Consider the following 20,615-nt stretch of genomic DNA (forward strand, 5'->3'; position numbering starts at 1 on the left):
CTCAGGCTAAATGATTCCTTTTCCAAGTCACTTGGAAACTTATCGTAACCAACCTTTGAGTCTTGCCGCCACCTGCGGACGCCGCAATTTCCGCATTGCCTTCGTCTGAATTTGACGGACTCGTTCGCGAGAAAGGTTAAATAACCCACCCACTTCTTCTAGGGTATGGGGTTCTCCGGTGGTTAGTCCATACCGCAGAGAAATAATATCTTTTTCTCGCTCAGTTAGCACATCCCCCAACACGGCATAAATTTCCTGGCGCATCATAGTTTCGCTCATTTGCGCTTCGGGCGATCGCGTGCTGTTATCTTCTAACAACTCCATCAACTCAGTATCTTCACCTTTGCCGACTCGGTGGTTGAGCGACAGAGAACGCCGCCGCACCTGTTGCAGGTTGCGCAGTTGATCGGGCGTCAGGTCTAAAATGCCAGCCAGTTCTTCTTCGGTGGGATTGCGATTTAATTCCTTGCGCAATTCCCGATGGGCTTTTTTCAGCTTATTCAGCTTTTCAACAATGTGGATGGGTAGACGAATGGTGCGAGCATCATTGGCAATGGTGCGGGTAATGCCTTGACGAATCCACCAATACGCATAGGTAGAAAATTTGTAGCCTTTATCGGGGTCAAACTTTTCAGTCGCTCGGTTTAGCCCTAATGCACCTTCTTGAATTAAATCCAGGAACGGCACACCCCGATTGAGATAGCGTTTGGCGATCGAGACGACTAACCGAAGATTGGAACGGATCATCTTTCGTTTAGCCGTACGGCTTTTGTGCAGCCGATGTTCTAATTGTCGCTCGTTCAGATCTAACGATGCGGCGATTTCTGCTTTGGAAGGGCTGCGTCCTAACTCTTCTTTCAGGCGATCGCGCAATTGTTCAATTTCAACCAAAAACTTAACGCGACGAGACAGCTCGATTTCTTCGTCGGGTTTGAGCAGGGGATACCGTGCCATTTCTTTAAAGAAAGCCCCAACAGCATCGTCTGAAATCGTCTTGCGATAACCCGGTGAGTAGCCCGTTGGTGACTCTTCATCGTCTTCCTCACCTGTTGCCAGCCCCATAATCACACCGACGACTTCTGACTCAATCAGTTCATCGCTCTGATCGCTACCAAACACCTCTTCTTCACCAACCAAGTCCTCAAACTCTTCTAGCTCAGGAGCTTGAACATCAGTGTCGAGAAAGTCGTCCGTCGGATTGGGTTCCATCTCCGCGTCAGTAACCAAATCAGACGAAGTAGCTATCAATGATGGGTTAGATGTTTCAAATAGCGGTGCCATAAAAGGTGGTTTGTCCTGATTTTGAGCTTGGGTTCATCAATTAATTAAAATGACCAACTTCAAAGAAATAGTTACAAAATGGAAAAAACTTGAGTGCCAGCTCTCCAAAGTTCTGATATCGCCTGATCAATTGAAATTTCAGCGTGCTTCTTCCCGATACTCTTTCAAGCACATCTGGTTACAGGAGATATATTCAGTTAGCTTAAACATCGTCTTTAGCCCAAAAGTCTACTTGATAAAGACAAAATCGGCAACTAATTAATCCATAGAGATACAAATCATAGAGTATTTTTTGCAAAACGGTTAAAAAAGGGCTTTTCCTGTTTGCCTGATATCCCCGTGAATTCAACACAACTGTCGTACTTCTAGGGGAACTTCCTAAGAAAAATTAATCTTCGATCGCTCAGTTTTTACAAGAAATGCGTTGCCTCATCCGTTATTTCGATCCAATCCCCATGAATGCGACTCAGAGCTATACGGAATGATTGTGAGGATGGCTAATTCGTCAACTCCAGACTATTTTTGGTCAGTGTAACAACACGATATTGCTGAACGTAACGGTTCAGTTTCCTGACCCCTTCCTGACCCCTCTGTGACCTTTAGATTGCGACCCTTATAAAAGCGTGAACGGGATGAACTCTCTGTTTCAGACTCCGCCCTTATTGCGGAAAGTCAAGACAGAATGCCGTCAGCAGCCGTAGTTCAGTGACGTTGCCCAAAGATGGAAGGTTCAAGTCTCATCAAGCTTCTTACAGAATCAAGTGCATATCAATCTACCGACAGGCGTAAAAAATCCAGCTGAAAGGTTTTAGTTCAAAATGATCTGATTGAATGCCGATCAAACCATTCCGAAATCTCTAAACCTCTGTCTAAGGAATAGCCTGCAATTGGAGCTACTTTGTAGCTCAGGAGTTTTGCTCATCGAAAAAATCGAGCGTGCCCAATCCGTAGACCTGAGGTGGAACCATCGAATAGACGATGGCGGTCAGATAGACCTGTACCAATCTGATTCAGAGCACCGATCTTTTTTGTAAAACAGGGAAAACAGACGTATGTCTCGATATCTAGAATTCTAAAGAAATAATTACACTAGATTGTGTTTCAAATCACACCACAACCCTAGCTGATCATTATTAATTTGGCAATTGAACTATTGCAGGGTGAATAAGCGGTGAAATGATTGATCCGACCTCTATTTAGTACGTTGGGTAACTCTACTTTTTGCTAGATAAATCGTATCGAAATACGACAATGTTGTATCGATTCAGCTCAGTAGATATGTATCTGAGAAAACCCTTTTCGGTCAAAATTGTACGGAGGGAAGTAGAATTTTTAGGGTGGCTCCGTCTCTACAATTCATTTTTCGATGGCTACCCGGTAGGGGTTGGGTATGACAGCTAGGCGAGTGAATACGTTTTGCTTCATCACCCGTATCTCAATGGCAGCTTCGGTATACAGTTGGCTGGTATTCATGCGTAAACAACAATTACAAGATCGACAAGATCTATCGGCGATCGCTCAAGCCGTTCAGGGTTCAAAACCATCCTTTATCTGGCGCTGGCTGTTGGCTACAACTCTGACAATGGGAGCAGGTTTAGCAACCGATCCGGCATGGGCACAGGTCATTCACCGTTCTGTTGCCAGTCACGAACGGTCGCATACTGCCCAAGAAATTGCCCAAAACCTTGCCCAAACGCCAGTCAGTGCCAGGGTGCTGTATGTAAATCCGGCTTTGGGTCAAGACGTGCTGGGGCGTGGTAGTTCTGATGCCGCACCTTTGAGAACGATTACCTATGCCCTTCAGCAAGCTCCGGCGAATACGGTTATTCAGCTTGCACCCGGTAGTTATACTCAGGCATCGGGAGAGCAGTTTCCGCTGGTGATCCCATCGGGCGTGCTATTGCGGGGCGATCGCTCTAATCAAGGTCAAACGGTTGCCATCATTGGCGGTGGTACCTTTATCAGTCCGACGTTTGCTCGTCAAAGTGTGACGATTCGTCCGCTCGACAATAGTGAGGTTAGTGGGGTAACGGTGACGAACCCCAATACTCGTGGGACGGGGATTTGGGTGGAATCGACAAACCCTCGCATTGCAAATAATACTTTTTCAAATAGCTTGCGCGATGGGGTGTTTGTAACAGGTACGGCTGACCCGACCATTGCCGATAATGTGTTTGTCAATAATGACGGCAACGGTATTTCTGTTGCTCGCGCCGCACGCGGAACGATTCGGGGCAATATTTTGCAAGATACGGGCTTTGGGATTGCGATCGGCGATACGTCTGCCCCCATTTTGCTGAATAACCAGGTGATTGCCAATGTTGATGGCATCGTTGTGTCTAATTCGGCGCGTCCGGTGTTGCGTAATAATCAGATTCAAAATAATACACGGGATGGTTTGGTGGCGATCGCCGATGCCCGTCCCGACTTGGGAACCACGGGCGATCCGGGTGGCAATGTGATTCGCGATAACTATCGCTATGACCTTTACAATGCTACTCGCAGCAATACGTTGGTAGCCGTGGGCAATGAGCTAAACCCCGATCGCACCTCTGGGTTAATTGAGTTTGTTGCGGCGGATCAAAATCCTTCTCGATTTTCGGATGTGCAGGGCAACTGGGCGCAGGGCTATATTGAAGCTCTGGCAGAGATGGATGTCATTGGTGGCTTTCCCGATGGGTCGTATCGCCCGAATGATCCCGTCACCCGTGTTCAATTTGCTGCCATTATCGAAAAAGCATTTGCCCCTTCAGCCGAGCGATCGCCGATCTATTTCACCGATGTTGCCAATAATTTTTGGGGATTTCAGGCGATCGCGGCAGCATACCAGGGCGGGTTCATGAGCGGCTATCCGGGCGGCAGTTTTCGTCCGAATGACAATATTCCGCGCCTTCAGGTGCTGGTGTCGTTGGCGAGTGGGCTTAAGTTAGCCGCTGACAATCCGTCGATTCTCAATCGGTATCAAGATGCCAATCAAATTCCCAGTTGGGCAGTCAGTGGCATTGCTGCTGCGACCCAAAATAATATTGTGGTGAATTACCCCAATGTTAGACAGCTCAATCCTGCTCAAAATGCTACCCGCGCTGAAGTAGCTGCGTTGGTCTATCAAGCGTTGGTCAATGCAGGTGCCGCAGAACCGATCTCATCGCCCTATCTCGTGAGTCCGTAGCGTCTATCGGTCAAGGAGCAAGTACGGTGTGATAGCAAGGTCTGCCCGAACCGTCCTCGTTTGTCAGAATAAAACTTGTCGAAAGCAACACTCTGATGCTGTCTTAGCGGCATTTCAAGCCAATGCTCTGCCTGATGTGACTGTGATTGGCAGCAGTTGTTTAGGCGAATGCGGCAACGGACCCATGGTGCTGGTGTTGCCGGATCAGGTTTGGTATGGAACTGTTCACCCTGACGAAGTTCCAACTCTGATCCGACAGCATTTACAGCAAGGAATCCCAGTTCGCGCCATGCTCTATCCCAAATTTCATCCTCAGCATTAAAGATCATGAGTGGGCGACGGCAGAGCCGTCGCCCGCTCAAAATAAACTGACAGCTAAGGATCGTGGATTTAATAAAACCGAAGATTTATTTTTGTCAGCGCGGCGGAGCCGCGCTGACAAAAATAAACTTCCGGGTCTTATTCAATATTGTGATCCTAAGGAATGGGAATTAAATAACTCCGATGATTCGTTGTAGGGGCGAACGGCCGTTCGCCCCTACAAACGATCCAATATTCGATCTTATTTGATCCACGATCCTAAGGTAATCTGTGACCCTACAGAACTGAATGCAAAATTTAGGGTTTGCAACCCTCGTTACTTAAATTGGAAGCTGTTGATTACCTGATCATAGGCAGCAGCGTACATATCCCCGGCTTCACGCCCTACGGTAATTAAAATGATACGGTCACCCTCTGGACTGGGGAACGCCACATGATCCATTTCATACAACCCCGTCGAGTGAAAGGCGATCGCCCGTTGCCCTGCAACATCCATCGGTTCATAGTTGTCGGGCTGGACAAACCATTCATTCCCGGCAATCCAATCGCTGACTGATTTGCCTTCGGGATTGGGGTTGATCGTAATGCTGGCATTGGGCGGATATTCTGTGCCACCTTCATAATCCCCTGCTTGAATAGCCTGATGATCTGCCTCACTCCATATCTGGATAGCCGCCAGGGGTCGTCCGTCAGACCCATCTGAAGCCTCGGCTTGATCGACGACGACGAAATCTTGGGGATAGTTGAACTGGAAGCCAAACGGTTGATTTTCGTAGACTTGCTGGTTGGCTCCCGCTGGTGACTCTGCCGTTGTGGGGCGATCGCCGGGGATGGACTCTCCAGGGGTGGGGCTGCTTGTTGCCTGGTTGGGGTCAGGCGTCGCCGTGTCTGAAGACTGCGGTTCACAGGCGATCGCACCGGCTGCCAATAGTCCTAAACACAAGGTATACAAACCAGCCCGTATAAGATGACGAGTTTGAGTTGGTCGAGAATATTCGTCGGCAAATTGGCGTTTCTGTTGAATAGACATGATTCTGTTGAATGACAATCCTAAGCGTATAACTTCTCGACCCTGCTTGCTGTTTCCGCAAAGGAAGGGGATGGAATTGCGGTGCATCCTGCGTTGTAGCCCTGGTAGGGGATGAAGTTAAGAATTGCTTCTTTACTCTCTTGCTAAATGAATATAGCGTTTTGATAGATTCGAGAGTAGGATGACAACTAGACATTTCCGGGAATTCCGCTCTCTTGTAGACCTGGCAATGGTTTCAAGTTATTCGGAGCGTCGGTGGGAGAGTGAAGTATGACGAACGATGGAGAATCTAAAAACCATCAGCCCAAATCCGCTCAATCTGGGCATTACGAGAAACGTCCGGGCAATCCCAAAGTAATAGTGCCTCGTCAACGTCAGATGGGGAGCAATCCGCCTGTGGCACCCTATCGTCCGGCGATCGCTCGTAATCCTGCTCCACAAACCGTTTCTCCCTCTTTACCGCCGATCGGCGAGCCGATACCTCAGCCCGCTCCTGCTACGTATCACCCTCAAGCCGCTCAAGCCACTCAGTCCGCTCAAGCTTCTAAGACCGCTCGCACGGTTCCGTCTCCACCCCCGCCCCGAACCCGACACATTCCTCCGGCAAACCCCTCTGTCCGCAGGACGAAAGTGGATGCTCCGGTTCAACCGACTCCGCTTAAATCTCCCAAACCACCTAAACCACCTAAATCTCGTCGATTACCCAAGTTCCGATTGCCGTCCAGTTGGCAGTTTTGGTCGATTTTAGCCGTTCTTGTTTTTAGTGGCACTGGGGTTTTTGCGCTGGCGTTGTTGCTCAAACTTCCAGCCCTGCCAAATTGCCCAAAAATCTTTTGGCCAACTGCGTCTGCGTCTTTGCGGCTCTATTGTGCCGAGCTGGCTGCCAATAAACAAACAGTGAATGATTTGCTAACGGCGATCGCTCTGGTGGATAGTTTGCCAGCCGATCATCCCCTGCGCCCCGAAATCAACAGCAATATTGAGAAGTGGGCGTTGGCAATTTTAGAACTCGCAGAAGAAAAATTTCAGGCAGGAGATTTAGACGACGCGATCGCGGTTGCTCAAAAAATTCCGGCTGATACCACGGCGCATCAACAAATTGCCGACCGCATCAAACGCTGGCGATCGATCTGGGCAGATGCTGAAAAAATCTATCAAGACGCCGAGCAAGCCATGCTCGATGAGGATTTGCAATCTGCTTTTTCAATTTCAACTCGCTTATTGTCGGTGGGCAACACCTACTGGGCAACCATAAAATATCAAGAGCTGACCGACCTGATTACGGCTTCCCGTGAAGACGGCAATAAGTTGGCAAATGCCAACCGTTTGGCGCGTCGGGGCGGATTAAGTAATTTATTAGAAGCCATCAAGATGGCTGGAGAAATCAGTCCCAAAAGTCCTGCCTATGCCGCTGCCCAACGGTTGATTGGTGAGTTTGGCAAGCAAATGTTTGATCTGGCGGAAGCAACGCTGGAGGCAGGCGACTCGGAACGAGCGATCGCCATTGCCCGTCAGATTCCCGAACAGGCTCAGCTGGAAAAGGATGTGCAAGACTTCATCAATCTGGCGATCGCAGAAGCCCAGGCATGGGATGGTACTGTTGCTGATTTAGAAGCTGCTATCGTTCAGGCACAACGGGTCAGCAGCGATCGCCCACTGTATGACCGTGCCCAAGAGTTGATTCGTCGCTGGCAACTCGAAATTCAGGGGGTGAATCATATTGAGCTAGCGCAACAGATTGCTGCCAATGGCGGCATCGAAAATTTATCAGCCGCGATCGCAGAAGCTCAGTCGGTGTCTGCCGGTAACCCTCGTTATGATGAAGCCCAAGACTTGATCAATCAGTGGAGTCGGCAACTGCAAACGTCTGAAGATCAGCCCTATCTCGATGAAGCCAAAGCTCTGGCTCAGGGAGGGAACGTCTCTGCACTGCAAGCGGCGATCAACCAAGCCAGCCGCATCCGCGAAGGGCGTGCCCTCTACAGCGAAGCCCAACAACAGATTCGAGAGTGGACGAGTCGGATTCAGCACATTCAAGATCAACCGTATCTGGATGAAGCGAGACGGTTGGCAAATGCAGGCAACTTACCGGCGGCGATCGCTACGGCTGAACAAATTCAATCGGGGCGGGCGTTGTATGAGGATGCGCAGTCAGAAATTCGTACCTGGCGTGCCCGTACAGAAGGGCAAAGTCGCCTCCAATCTGCCTATGATCTGGCGACCGTGGCAACGCCGTCTAACTTACTCAGTGCCATTCAGACGGCAAGCCAAATTCCGCGTAGCAGCCCTGCTCGGGCTGAAGCTGACCGGATGATCAATCTCTGGAGTCAGCAAATGTTAGAGATTGCCCAGCGGCAAGCCTCTCAAGATCTCCAAAGTGCGATCGCGATCGCCGCTAGTATTCCACCCCGCACCGAAGCCTATGCGGCAGCTCAACTCCAGATACAATCCTGGCAGCAAAGTCAAGGTACGCTTACGGAAGAAGGAGTAGAAGAGAGACAATAAAGGACAAGGGTCAAGTCGTTCTGTATCAGATACTCGTGCAGCGGCTCTAGAGTTTGTATCCTGCTTCTCTTATCTCTCAAGTCTCTTCTTCCTTATAGCAATGTTCAATTGCGTGAAGTATAAGTTTTTGAGTGAGAGCCATGCGGAGTGCGGCTCTCACTCAAAACCCGTAATCTACCCCGGCGCGCAGCGCTATATTCCCATCCCCAACTTAAACTTATGGAAGCAAAACCGATACAACGGAAAGGTGCAATCGTGTGGCTCACAGGACTCTGCGGGTCTGGAAAAACCACGATCGCGAAAGGAGTCGAGAAAGCCGTCCACGAGCGTAGCTGTTTAGTTGAAGTATTGGATGGCGATGTGATTCGCAACAGTCTGTCGAGAGGCTTGGGGTACAGTCGAGACGATCGAGAAACAAATATTCGTCGGCTGGGTTTTGTCGCCAACTTACTGTGCCGAAATGATGTGATTGCGATCGTGGCAGCTGTGAGTCCTTATCAATCTGCCCGCGACGAGATTCGCAAAATGTCAGATGATTTTGTGGAAGTGTATGTCAATGCTCCTTTAGACGTGTGCGAAAGCAGAGATCCGAAAGGCTTATATGCCATGGCAAGAGCGGGTGAAATTATTGCCTTTACGGGAATTGATGATCCCTATGAAGCGCCTCAGAACCCCGATCTGGTTTGTCATACCCATGAGGAGACCCCGGAACAAAGTATTGAAAAAGTGCTGGCAGAATTAGAACGACGCCAGTTCATTCCGCCCAAACCCCACGTTGAATTTTTTATCTAAGGCTCTATCTAATCATGCAAACACTAAGGATCACAGATTAATTAACCTGTAATTCTTTTTGAGAGAGCGACGGCTCTGCCGTCGCTCTCTCAAAAAAAAATCGGGTTTTATTAAATTCACGATCCTAAAGAGTGGGAATTAAATAACTTCGGTGATGGGTTGTACGGGCAAACGGTCGTTCGCCCCTCCAAACGATTCCATAGTCGATTTTATTTATAGCAGTATGCAAGTTCGTTAAGTACAGAAACGGTGTTGTGGGGCGCTCCGCGCCCCACAACACCGTACTGAATCAACCTGCACAGCGCTATAATCCACGATCCTAAATTTTGCAACATGGGGGTTGGGGGTAACACCCCCAACCCCCTCCAAAACTTTTAGTTTGGCGTACTGACTCGGTAATGGTTTTTGTCTTATGAACAGGAACCATCATTGCATTATTGATTCGTTAATCCCTAATTCCTAACCCTGAACCCCTCCATGAGATATCGTCGGTTTGGCAAGACGCATCTCCCGCTTTCCGTCTTTTCACTGGGAACCATGCGGTGCTTAGCATCCCCAGAGGTGGCTTACCAAACCATCGAACGAGCGATCGCGTTAGGCATCAACCATCTGGAAACAGCTAGAGGGTACGGCAGTAGCGAACACTATCTGGGTATGGCATTACAAGGTGGGTTAGCGTTGCCCCGTGAGCAGCTCTATATCACCAGCAAGCTAACGCCGACTGCGGATCCAGAAAGTATGGAACGAGGGATTGAGGCGTCCCTGACCACATTGGGAATTGATTATCTCGATTGCTTGGCGATTCATGGGCTGAATACCTGGGAGCATCTGGACTGGATCGAATCACCCAGGGGTTGTATGAAAGCAGTGTGGCAAGCGGTTGCCGATGGGCGGGTGCGTCAGGTTGGGTTTTCGACCCATGCTCCGTTAGAGGTTATTTTGCGAGCGATCGCCACCGATCAGTTTGCCTTCGTGAACCTCCACTACAATCTATTTTTTCAACGCCATGCGGCAGCACTGGAACTGGCAGCCCAAAAAGACATGGGAATTTTCATCATTTCCCCTGCCGACAAAGCCGGATTGCTCTACACTCCATCACAAACGCTGGTAGATCAGTGTTATCCTGTTTCGCCGTTGGCATTAAACTATCGGTTTCTATTGAGCGATCGCCGCATCACGACGCTGAGTATGGGCCCCGCTCAACCCAGTGAACTCGACCCGTTACTGACCCTTGCCGATGGCGATGAGCCACTGACCGCTTCAGAATTAGACGCCATCCAACGATTAGATCACGATCAGGCAACTGCGTTAGGCAGCGATCGCTGTCGCCAATGCTATGCCTGTCTGCCCTGCCCGGAAACCATTAACATCCCCGAAGTGTTACGATTGCGCAATTTAGCGATCGCCCATGACATGACCGCCTATGGCAAATATCGCTATGCCATGTTCGAAAATGCCGGTCATTGGTTTCCCGGTCGTCGAGGCGATCGCTGTACCGATTGTGGTGACTGTCTGCCCCGCTGTCCAGAGCAGTTGGATATTCCAACTTTATTGCGCGATGCCCATACCCGCCTGAGTGCGCCACCCCGACGCCGACTCTGGGACAGTTAGGCAGGGTAACTCGTTGTGGGAATCTATCCACACACGAAGTGCGATATAAAATCCTGGTCTTTAGGTGATTTCTAAGAATAAATCTACCCTTTGATCTGGGCTTCGGCTTCGCTCAGCCACCAACTCCGAGCGTTGAGCGACGTCGAAACGCGGGAATTCAGATATTTTCTTAAGCAGAAATCTCCTTAGGAATGGGAATTAAATAACTCCGATGATTTGTTGTACGGGCGAACGGCCGTTCGCCCCTCCAAACGATTCAATATTCGATCTTATTTAATCCACGATCCTTAGCACTTTTTTGAAATATCACCCTCAGGGCTGACCCTGAAACCATCTTTTGGGAGTAGACAAACTACGCAGAATACAGATTCATTTTGTTAAGGGTTTTTAGGAATTCGCAACAAAAGTACATGAATCCAGGTAGATCAAATCTTAAGGAAATCTATGATTTCCATGAAGTTTCCATGAAGTTGTTTTGAGGCGCAAAAACAGGTTAAATCTTTGCCAGGAAAGATTTTTGCCTAAAAACCGATTGTGAAGGTTGTATGAAGTTATACACCTAATCTCTGTATTCCTGATCCCCCGGACGAAAAAATCGTGCTAATCTGTTGCAGTCCAAAACCAAAAGTGAATACGTAACGAGTACGAGTTAGAAAAACGGGCGGAAATGTAAATTTTGCGTAACACTGCGCAAAATTCTTTGAAGCTCTTGCGGGGTTCGCTCAGTCGAGTTGACCTTCTACAAAGCACCGTTCGCTTTGCAAGAGGTCTAACGTCGTCTCCCACTGTCCTTCACGTTAGGTTATATGAATCAACGATTTTGGAGCAGTTTAACAATCGCTGCTTTAGTGACTTCGACATTAGGTGCGGCAACCGCAGGTTATGCTAGCCAACCTGGTGTAGAAGACGAAAACTCAATCCCTGCTGTTCCTGCTCAGGAAAAGCAAGATCAAATCGCGTCTGCATTGCCCACCCCTGACCCGTTAGAGCTTCAGCTCGATGAGGTTTCAAAGGTTGGTGAATATCAATCTCAAGACGAGGAAATTACCCCGGATGCCGCCGCGATCGCGGTTATCCTGCCTCACCCAATGAATGGCAGACAGGCTGCCACTCTCTATGTCAATGACATTCCCGTACTGACGTTTCTCGGTTCCACTGAAACGACCGCTGAATCTCTAACCACAACCGAAACTGCCAGTGCCTCTCCAGAACCTTCTGAAGTGAAAGTCGGTAGCCTTCAGAACACCTCAGCTCAAACTCCTCCTCCAGGGTCTTCTCCCGAAGCAGCTAATGTGACACCTGATGAAGATGCTTCGAACCCTGTCTGGCGTGCATCGGCGATCGCCGCTAGAATCAACCAGCTTTATCAAAACCGTGTCGATGCAGACGCTGTCATCGCACGATGGAATGCAGAACGCGGACGATACCAAATTGCAGTTAACGACGAAGAACTAGTCGAATTTGATCCGCAAACTATTTTGCCCGACTCAACGGGCGACGAGGCAGAAGATGCCTTACAAGCAACCAATCGTCTGCGGCGCTTGTTAGGGGGTGCATCACCGCTTAACGATATTCAGGGTAGACCGCAGCCTGAGCCAACTCAACTCTCTCTAGGGCCCGTACAACTCCAGTTCACCGGGGTAGCATCCTGGTATGGTCCTGGGTTTGATGGACGACGTAGTGCCAGTGGTGAAGTGTTCAACCAAAATGCGCTGACGGCTGCCCATCGCACCCTCCCGTTTGGCACCCAAGTACGGGTGACTAATTTGAATACAGGTCAATCGGTTGTCGTCCGGATTAATGACCGGGGTCCCCATGTTAGAGGTCGGTTAATCGACCTTTCGGCTGGGGCAGCTCGAACCATCGGGCTGGTTAGTGCTGGTGTTGCACCCGTCAGTTTAGAAATTTTGGGCGCAACCCAAACGGCTTCCAACTAGCATTGTGGCAAGTTGGCACACGATAAATCGGTGAATTTTTTTGTAAGAATTTGCTGATTCATCGTGCAGAGAGCTAATTTAGCTCTGATCACAATTGGTTAGGACATTTTATTGAGAGCTGTGCTTGGCGCGGCTCTCAATTCTTATTTAAAGGTGGATCTGGGGTGTTGCTGTTGATTGACTGACAAAACACCTAAAACTATTATTCTGGCGTAGGTTGGGTTAGCGTCAGCGTAACCCAACAAAAGCTTACTATTGTTGGGTTTCACGTTGTTCAACCCAACCTACAGAAAAGATCTGCTGAAAAAAGCGGATCTGGAACGTTGATGTTTCGCGCCTGTCCAGAAAATTTCGCGTCTGACGGTTAGAGTGGTAAAAAGCGAGATTAGCGACGGTGAATGGCGAAAGTTGCGCTGCTGATTGGTGTGAGTGACTATGGTGACGGATTGCCGCGACTGCCGGGAACGCAAACCGACATCCAGGCGATGCAACGGGTGTTAACCCATCCGCAGATTGGCGGGTTTGATGCCGTTAACCTATTGCCTAATCCTGACCCGACGCAAATGCAAATGGCGATCGAAACGTTGTTTAGCGACAACCGTAGTCGCGACGACTTAATTTTGCTGTATTTCTCCGGGCATGGCGTCAAGGAGGACGATAGCACCCTTTACTTTGCCACTTGCATTACTACCAAGAATTCGCAAGGAGGTATTCGCACCAGCACCGCCGTCTCTGCCAGCACCCTGCACCGCTACATGAGCCAGAGTCGCTCGAAACGGCAAGTGTTGATTTTAGATTGTTGCTTTAGTGGCGCGTTTGCCAATGATATGACGGCAAAATCGGTAGACGAAGCGATCGATGTTAAAGCCCAGCTGGGCAGCGAAGGCAGAGCTGTCTTGACCTCGTCTACCGCCACCCAGGTATCTTATGAAGCTGAAGGTAGCGGCATCTACACTCGCTATTTGGTGCAGGGGTTGGAAACAGGTGCGGCAGATCGCAACGAAGACGGGCACATCAGCGTTGATGAGTTGCACGAATACGCCAAAGAAAAAGTGCAGGAAGCCTCCCCCAGTATGAAGCCCGAAATTTATGCGGTACGGGAAGGCTACAAAATTTTGCTTGCCCGTGCGCCCCAGGGCGATCCGAAGTTGGTGTTTCGTAAAGAATTGGATGCCCGCGCCAAGTTGAAACGGGGCAAATTTTCGCCGATTGATCAGCGAGCCTTTAAGTTTCGTGGACACGAGTTAGGGTTGTCGGCTCCAGAGGCAGAGCAGATTACCCAGGAGATTTTGCAGCCCTATCAGGCGTTTTGGGCAAAGTTAGCCGAATTTGAGCAAACCGTTAACGAAACCTTGGAATATGACCCCCAACTCAGCGATAGCAGCCTGGATGATCTGTACTATTTTCAACGGATCTTGAAATTGCGGGACGAAGATATTGCGCCAATCATGGAACGGCTAAACGCTGTACGGGCGCAATCTTCGGCAACTGATCCTGCATCTGTACGGGCGCAGCATTCGGCAGAAAGTCCTTTATCTACCACCCAAGACTCTAAACCGAATGCCGCGCCCCTACCGTTCCCGGAATTGGTAGATGATCTAGGATCAGGGCAGGATTCGGATCAAACGCGATCGCCTGTACGGGCGCAGGATTCGGCAGAAAGCCTATCGCCCGATTCCCAAGAATCTAAACCGAATGCCGCGTCTCTACCGCTGATCGCTGACATCCCATTAGTATCGGCAAAAGGGATCGATTATCGCAAACTGCACGATTTGCTGAAAGCAGGTAACTGGAAAGAAGCTGATCAAGAAACTGCAACCCAGATGCTCAAAATCATGGGTAAAGAAGCTTGGTGGAAGGTTGAACGCGAAGACCTATTAAACTTCCCCTGCAAAGATTTGCAGACGATCGATCGCCTCTGGGTGACTCATAGCAACGGTCGCTTTGGCTTTAGTGTACAAAAGCAGATCTATGTCGAGTGTGGTGCTAAACTGGACGGAAAATATCCCGGTAACGAAATCTGGGGAAAGTTTTGCGATCGCGTAGGTTGGCGAAAGAAGGATGGCAATTGGTGTTACGACCCCGACCTCAATTCTTCGATTTTTTACCCTCAAGGATTTTTCCCTGCTGGAGGTCACGAAGGTTTTTTTGTGGGGGTGGTTGGTGGTGGTGTTCAGTGGTTGGTTGTTCTCTTCTCCCTCATACAGAGCCTCAGAATATCTTCATCATCCGTCGAAGTGGAGGATAATCTCTATATTGGAAAAAAGGATAAACTGCGCGATTTGCTGAAAGCAGGCAAATGGAAAGATGCCGATCAGGAAACCTACTTGCGAATGCTAGAAGCCGTGGGACGGGAAAAGGGCGACTGGATTCGTGAGAAAGAATTGCTAAATTTCCCATGCAAAGATTTGCAAACGGTCGATTGCCTCTGGGCAACCCATAGCAACGGTCGCTTTGGTTTTAGCGTACAAAAGCAGATCTATGGCGAATGTGGTGCTAAACTGGACGGCAAATATCCCGGTAGCAAAATTTGGGAGAAGTTTGGAGATCGCGTAGGCTGGCTAAAAGATGGCAAATGGGTGTCTAATACAGATCTCAATCCTTCTCTTTCCTGTCCCCAAGGAAATTTCCCGGCGTTGATGTTTCTCACTATCCCTTTTTGGGTTGGGTGGTGGGTGTTATTTAGTCTTTTCTCTCGCATCGAGACTTGTAAACTGTAGCAGATAGGCACTCCGGTTCGATCTACACGTTTTATTGCAGACCCTCTCAGATCCCCGGCATCTCCGAGATGCCGGGGATCTTTGTCTCATCTCAAATCTAGAGGTTTTAGACTTCGGAGGTTTTCAAAAACCTCCGAAGTCTTGGGGGGTGAGAGGGGCGATCGGGTTTAATGGCTAACGATGAATTGCCGTTGATTATCGACCATGATTAGCAAGATGCTGATGATGTCTTCTAGCCGATCGATGTAGTAATCTTTGACATCAATGAATGCCATATTTTGGTGTAATTTAAGAAATTTCCATTGATTTCCTGTGGTGACTGCGCCATAAATGATGTCAATAGGATTTGCTTTTTTATGATTAAACAGATGAGCAGCCATCATTGCTGCAATACATTGAGCTAAGCCACCTTTAATATTTTCATTCTTGGCTTCAAAGATAATGGCAACGGGGGCTTGAATATAAAATTGCTGCTCAGACAGGCTGATGATGTAATCACAAAATCCGTTGAGTCCTTGGCTGGCATCGACATCAAATTGGGTTCCAGAAAATAGGCTAATGCGATCGCCCATCATCCGTTTTAACTCAATTAAAATCGGCGCAATGATCATTTCAGATCGGGCTTTTTCGGTGCTAATTGAGAGGGCTAGAGTCGTACTGTAGTCGAGATAATGTGTGAAGGTTGGGTTTAGCTCAACCGTTTGTTTTTGGTGAGAAAACAGATCTTGATTGCTCTGAATGGAAATGCCAAAGGTTTGATTGAGTTGCTCTAGTGTGAAGTCAGTGTATGCCATGACTCAAACCCCTGGCTTAGCCTTCCTGGATCAATCGTATTAGCTCGTCGGTAGAAATCTTGCCACTCATGTCTGTGCCTTCTAGCAAACTGTCTGCCAGGTCGCGTTTGTGTTGGTGCAATTCTACAATCTTGTCTTCGATCGTATTTTTTGCCACCAGCCGATAGATGGTGACAGGGCGTTGTTGACCGATGCGATGGGCGCGATCGCTTGCCTGGTCTTCGACCGCAGGGTTCCACCACGGGTCCATGTGAATGACATAATCGGCAGCGGTAAGATTTAGCCCTGTGCCTCCAGCTTTAAGGCTGATCAAAAAGACATCGCCTTCCCCTGCCTGAAATGCATTCACCCGTTTTTTTCGTTCTGGGGCAGGGGTGCTGCCATCGAGATATTGGTAGCGAATATTTTGTGAATCGAGATGCTCTCGCAGGATGTGCAGGTGATCGACAAACTGGCTAAAGACGAGAGCTTTGTGGCGGTTTTCTAACAGTTCTGCCAGGACTTCACTAAATAACTGAAGTTTGGAACTGGGCAGAGGAATGTCGGGTTTTACCAGACGGGTATTGCAACATGCCCGCCGCAGTTTCATGATTTCTGCTAACACTTGCAGATGTTTTGCACCTGCGGCAGCATCACTTTCAGAAAGTTTGGCGATCGCCTCGCGTCGTAGGGCTTCATAAAATGCCAGTTCTTCTTTACTCAGATCAACATGCAACAAAATCTCTGTACGAGACGGTAGCTCTTGCAATACCTGGTTCTTGGTGCGTCGCAAAATGAACGGTTGAATCAGTTTTTTGAGTTGGTTGCGGGCTTGCTTGTCGCCATTGCGTTCGATGGGGTTGGCAAAACGTTGGTTAAAATGTTCCAACGAACCGAGTAAACCGGGATTGATGAATCGGAACAGGTTCCACAGTTCGCCCAAATGATTTTCGATGGGCGTGCCCGTGGTGAGAAGTTTGAAGCCACCTTGCAAATTCATGGCAGCTTGCGATCGCTTGGTAGCAAAGTTTTTGATCGACTGGGCTTCATCCAACACAATCGTTTGCCATTGCACCTTTGCCAGCATCTCAGCCACTTCTTCCTGCTGTAAGAGACCGTAAGTGCAGACCAACATATCAAACGGTTGCAGATTGTCTAACAACTTTTGCCGCTCGCTACTGCCAAACTGGATTGGGTTGAGGGTGGGGGCAAACCGTTGGGCTTCACTCATCCAGTTCATCCCTACCGAAGTCGGTGCCACAATCAACGTGGGACCTGCGGCGGCACGGGTAAGAATGACTGCCAGGGCTTGTAAGGTTTTTCCTAAGCCCATGTCATCTGCTAGACACGCACCTACCCCCCAATGGGCTAACCGCGCCAACCAGCGAAACCCGTCGATTTGATAGTCGCGCAGGTCGGCTTGCAAGGTTGAGGGTAAAACAGGATCGAGATTTTGGACTTCTCGCAGTTTTTCGATGTGTCCTTTCCAATACTTATCGGCTTTCAGCGAACCGACTTCGTCCATCCAATCTTCAACCGCTAGAGCCGCAAGCGGATGCAGGCGCATGCCTTTGCCCGACTTTTCTGAAAAGGCGCGTAACTCATCCAACCGTTTACGAAACTCCTGGGTGAGTGCCAAAAATTGACCATCGCCGAGAGGAATGAAGCGACTGGGGGTTTTCGCCATCAACTCCATCAACTGCTGCATATCCAGCACGAGTTGGTTGTTAACTTTCAACTCGCCACTGGTGGCAAACCAATCGTTTTGCCGTTTGATTGTGAGCGAGAAATTTTTTAGGGTTGCCTGGTGATTGACCCGCAGTTTTTCGCCTTCGGGCCATTCGATCACAATGCTGTCGCCCAGTTCTTGTAGTTGCAGCAACAGTTCCAGGCAGTCTTCCGGGTCTTCAATCAGCCATTCATGGTTGACAGCATCGTTTTGCACCAGAATCGAACAGGCAGCGATCGCGGCATTGGCTTGACGTTTTTCGTCTAACAGGTTGCGGTTGGTTTGAAAGCGTTTGCCCTCGATTTCGGCAATCACAGTTGCGCCGCCGCTTCCGGGACGATAGTAGGGACCGCCCTGCGTAAACGGACGCACCAAGATGGCTACCTTTAAGCCGTCTCCGGCAGGCAGCAGGTGAACGTGGGGTTTGCTGTCGGCAGGGACATCTTCGGCGCTCGCCACATCGCCCCCAATGTCCGAATGAACCGTGACAACCCTGGACACGGCATTGATGGCTGCCAGAACTTGCTCTTTGGCTTTTTCGGGTACCTCTAACCGATTTTTTTGACCCAAAACAGCCGCAATGCGGCGATGCTCTGGGGTAACTTCGATCACCTTCAACCGGGTAGGGCTTTCCTTAACTACCAGAACATTTTTATCGGGCTTGAGTTCAGGCGAAAACTGTAGCGTCAGTTGCCCACCTTTGGCTTTTTTGACCAGCAGTTCGGGTTCGCCTTTGACAATTTCTACGCGAACGGTCGGCGTACTTTCCCAAAAGACAAGAGGATGACCTGCTAATAAGGCGATCGCCTTTTCTCCAAAGGTATATTCAGTTTTATTCCAGCCATAGGAATAGGATTTGATCTGGGCGCACACCTTCAGATCTTGTGGGGTGAGATAACTAAAGTCGGTCGTATCGCTTTTCAAGCGTTTCAGGGCAATCGGGCGACCTTTGCTCCATTCTCCCTTCGCGTTAATAATTTGCTCACGCGGTTGTAGCAAGCAAGTATCAGCCATGAAGGTAATCGTCCAGGCAAGCCGTTGCTTGGTTTCGGGTTTGCTGGGGGTATCGACCTGGGGTGCTTGTTGCAAGCCAATTAAAGCATTCAAACACAGTTCCCAGGTTTCTTTGGGGTGAAGTAAATCGGCAAGAGAACGACTGTGAGTGCTCTGGCGTAAACCTGCGGCAAGTTTGCCATAGGCACTGCGCGGTTTGCAGTGCGACAATAGCTCCGCTGCTTCCAGTGCCAGCCAATGATAGCCAGCAGTTCCGGCTTGTTCGTAAAACGGTTCTAACACTTTGGGTAGCACGGTGGCAGCTTTTTTGGCATCAACCCAATAGAGGCAGAGTGACCGGATCAATTTTTCTAAACTGTTGTGTCCGGCGTAGGGGTGAGCGGCGATCGCCAGATCACGACGCGACAGATCGCCTTGCTGAAGCTTAATGAAGGTGTTGAGGACGCCATAACTCTCGCTCAGCCAATACTGACCTTGATACGCCAGAGTGCTATATTCTGTGGCGTCTGCCAAATGAGCAGGCGAACCCTGTTTCAATAATGCCAGGATGAAAAAGAGTCCAGTCATGCCCTGGAAATAGACCTTGCGTTTGCCTGTATTTTTTTTCAGGAACTGCAACGCAGTTTGGTAATGGGCGATCGCTTTTTCGTCTTCACCGTGCAAGAAACACAACCAGCCCCACAACGAGTCGAAGTTGGTGGGATATAACTGGCCCAGATGTTCTAAGACGTGATGCGCGGTTTGTAGATTGCCGCGTAACAGTTCTTGCTCAAACAAGGTAACGTACAGCGCGATCGACCCTTTGGCGTTGGCATCTGCCTGGGATGCTGCATAGGTTTCCCGGATCATTGCCAGTGCCTCGTCAGCCGGTATGGCGTCCAGCATGGATGTATGCAACAGGTTAAGTAAGATCGTTTCCTGAAGATCTGGAGGCAGGGTACGGATCCAATCGGCATCAAATGGGTTATTGCAAACCTGTTGATAGATCTCAATGACAAAGATCTCGTCTACCTGTCTGTATTTGTGGTAATCACTCATCTGTTGATGAACGAATTTCGTGTCATTCCGGTAAATGCCAATCCGGACTTCGCGAATCAGCTGACCGACATGCGCAAACGATCGCGGTCCATCTTTCCAACGGCGGGGAATAGGAAGTTGCTTTTCAATGGCTGCGACTATTGCTTCAAAGCGGTTGACCTGGACGGCATGTCGAGTCGCAATTTCTACCAAGAGAAAATGACACTGGGGTCCTTGTCCCTGATCTTGGGTTAACAGCCCCAACTCCAGTAAGCGATCGATCTGGGGCTTTAAGGTTTGTGCCGTCAATAGATTGCCTTTTGCATCCGTGGCTTTAATCTGGTTTAAACAACTGAGGGCGGTAGTGCGATTGACGGGTGTATACGCTACCGCAAACAGTTGCACAATCTCTTGCTCGCTCGGCGACAGGTCGTCATACAGCTCTATCAACTGCTTGCGGAGCGCAGCGCTGCGGGGAGATGTGAGAATTTTGAGATCGACAGGCATGGCTAGACTGTTAGGGTAGGGCGATTGCCTCGAAGATTGCTGTTGAGAAGTACGGCGTTGCGGCACGTTCCAACAGACCTTCCAGGGTTTGTGTCATGTTGACTCTCACTCCGGCGATCGCAGGTGGATATCAACCTGATTAGATTTGGCAATAGAGCGTTGTCATGAGCAACGCGTTGCAATCCTTAGGAGAAAGGATATAACGCACC

The 20,615-nt window shown here is 49.3% G+C and carries 11 protein-coding genes; 7 read left to right on the forward strand and 4 right to left on the reverse strand.

Translation table 11 applies throughout. The features are described from left to right. Nucleotides 1–39: 39 nt before the first annotated feature. Nucleotides 40–1,209 (reverse strand): RpoD/SigA family RNA polymerase sigma factor, encoded by a 1,170-nt coding sequence (locus ACR6Z4_RS17920; protein WP_479718696.1) that lies wholly within the window; start codon nucleotides 1,207–1,209, stop codon nucleotides 40–42. 1,543 nt (nucleotides 1,210–2,752) lie between these two features. On the opposite strand from ACR6Z4_RS17920, the gene ACR6Z4_RS17925 reads away from it, so the two are divergent. After that, nucleotides 2,753–4,450: a DUF1565 domain-containing protein gene (locus ACR6Z4_RS17925; RefSeq protein WP_479718666.1), complete on the forward strand. Its 1,698-nt coding sequence runs from the start codon at nucleotides 2,753–2,755 to the stop codon at nucleotides 4,448–4,450. 28 nt (nucleotides 4,451–4,478) lie between these two features. Next, nucleotides 4,479–4,772 carry a (2Fe-2S) ferredoxin domain-containing protein gene (locus ACR6Z4_RS17930; protein ID WP_479718667.1) on the forward strand — a complete coding sequence of 98 codons (294 nt, stop codon included), beginning with the start codon at nucleotides 4,479–4,481 and terminating at the stop codon, nucleotides 4,770–4,772. A gap of 315 nt (nucleotides 4,773–5,087) precedes the next feature. Here ACR6Z4_RS17930 and ACR6Z4_RS17935 read toward each other — a convergent pair whose 3' ends face one another. Next, on the reverse strand, nucleotides 5,088–5,801 hold the full coding sequence (locus tag ACR6Z4_RS17935) for a hypothetical protein (RefSeq protein WP_479718668.1): 714 nt from the start codon (nucleotides 5,799–5,801) through the stop codon (nucleotides 5,088–5,090). Between the two features lie 270 nt (nucleotides 5,802–6,071). On the opposite strand from ACR6Z4_RS17935, the gene ACR6Z4_RS17940 reads away from it, so the two are divergent. From ACR6Z4_RS17940 to ACR6Z4_RS17960, 5 genes are all read left to right on the forward strand, one after another. Continuing rightward, the gene (locus ACR6Z4_RS17940; RefSeq protein WP_479718669.1) at nucleotides 6,072–8,306 is read left to right on the forward strand and encodes an AAA family ATPase; all 2,235 of its coding nucleotides are present in this window, start codon (nucleotides 6,072–6,074) and stop codon (nucleotides 8,304–8,306) included. A gap of 219 nt (nucleotides 8,307–8,525) precedes the next feature. Next, entirely contained in the window at nucleotides 8,526–9,098 is a 573-nt protein-coding gene (cysC, locus tag ACR6Z4_RS17945) for an adenylyl-sulfate kinase (RefSeq protein WP_479718670.1), read from the forward strand. Nucleotides 9,099–9,575: 477 nt separating this feature from the next. After that, the gene (locus tag ACR6Z4_RS17950) at nucleotides 9,576–10,709 is read left to right on the forward strand and encodes an aldo/keto reductase (RefSeq protein WP_479718671.1); all 1,134 of its coding nucleotides are present in this window, start codon (nucleotides 9,576–9,578) and stop codon (nucleotides 10,707–10,709) included. Between the two features lie 806 nt (nucleotides 10,710–11,515). Next, nucleotides 11,516–12,646: a septal ring lytic transglycosylase RlpA family protein gene (locus tag ACR6Z4_RS17955; protein ID WP_479718672.1), complete on the forward strand. Its 1,131-nt coding sequence runs from the start codon at nucleotides 11,516–11,518 to the stop codon at nucleotides 12,644–12,646. Nucleotides 12,647–13,044: 398 nt separating this feature from the next. After that, nucleotides 13,045–15,366: a caspase, EACC1-associated type gene (locus ACR6Z4_RS17960; RefSeq protein ID WP_479718673.1), complete on the forward strand. Its 2,322-nt coding sequence runs from the start codon at nucleotides 13,045–13,047 to the stop codon at nucleotides 15,364–15,366. 167 nt (nucleotides 15,367–15,533) lie between these two features. On the opposite strand, the gene ACR6Z4_RS17965 is transcribed toward ACR6Z4_RS17960, so the two are convergent. Both ACR6Z4_RS17965 and ACR6Z4_RS17970 read right to left on the reverse strand, forming a co-directional pair. After that, the gene (locus tag ACR6Z4_RS17965) at nucleotides 15,534–16,160 is read right to left on the reverse strand and encodes a hypothetical protein (RefSeq protein WP_479718674.1); all 627 of its coding nucleotides are present in this window, start codon (nucleotides 16,158–16,160) and stop codon (nucleotides 15,534–15,536) included. Between the two features lie 16 nt (nucleotides 16,161–16,176). After that, a complete protein-coding gene (locus tag ACR6Z4_RS17970; RefSeq protein ID WP_479718675.1) occupies nucleotides 16,177–20,406 on the reverse strand; it encodes a DEAD/DEAH box helicase in 4,230 nt (1,409 codons plus the stop codon). Nucleotides 20,407–20,615: the final 209 nt, after the last annotated feature.

Source organism: Calyptranema fuscum S582 (assembly GCF_055793305.1).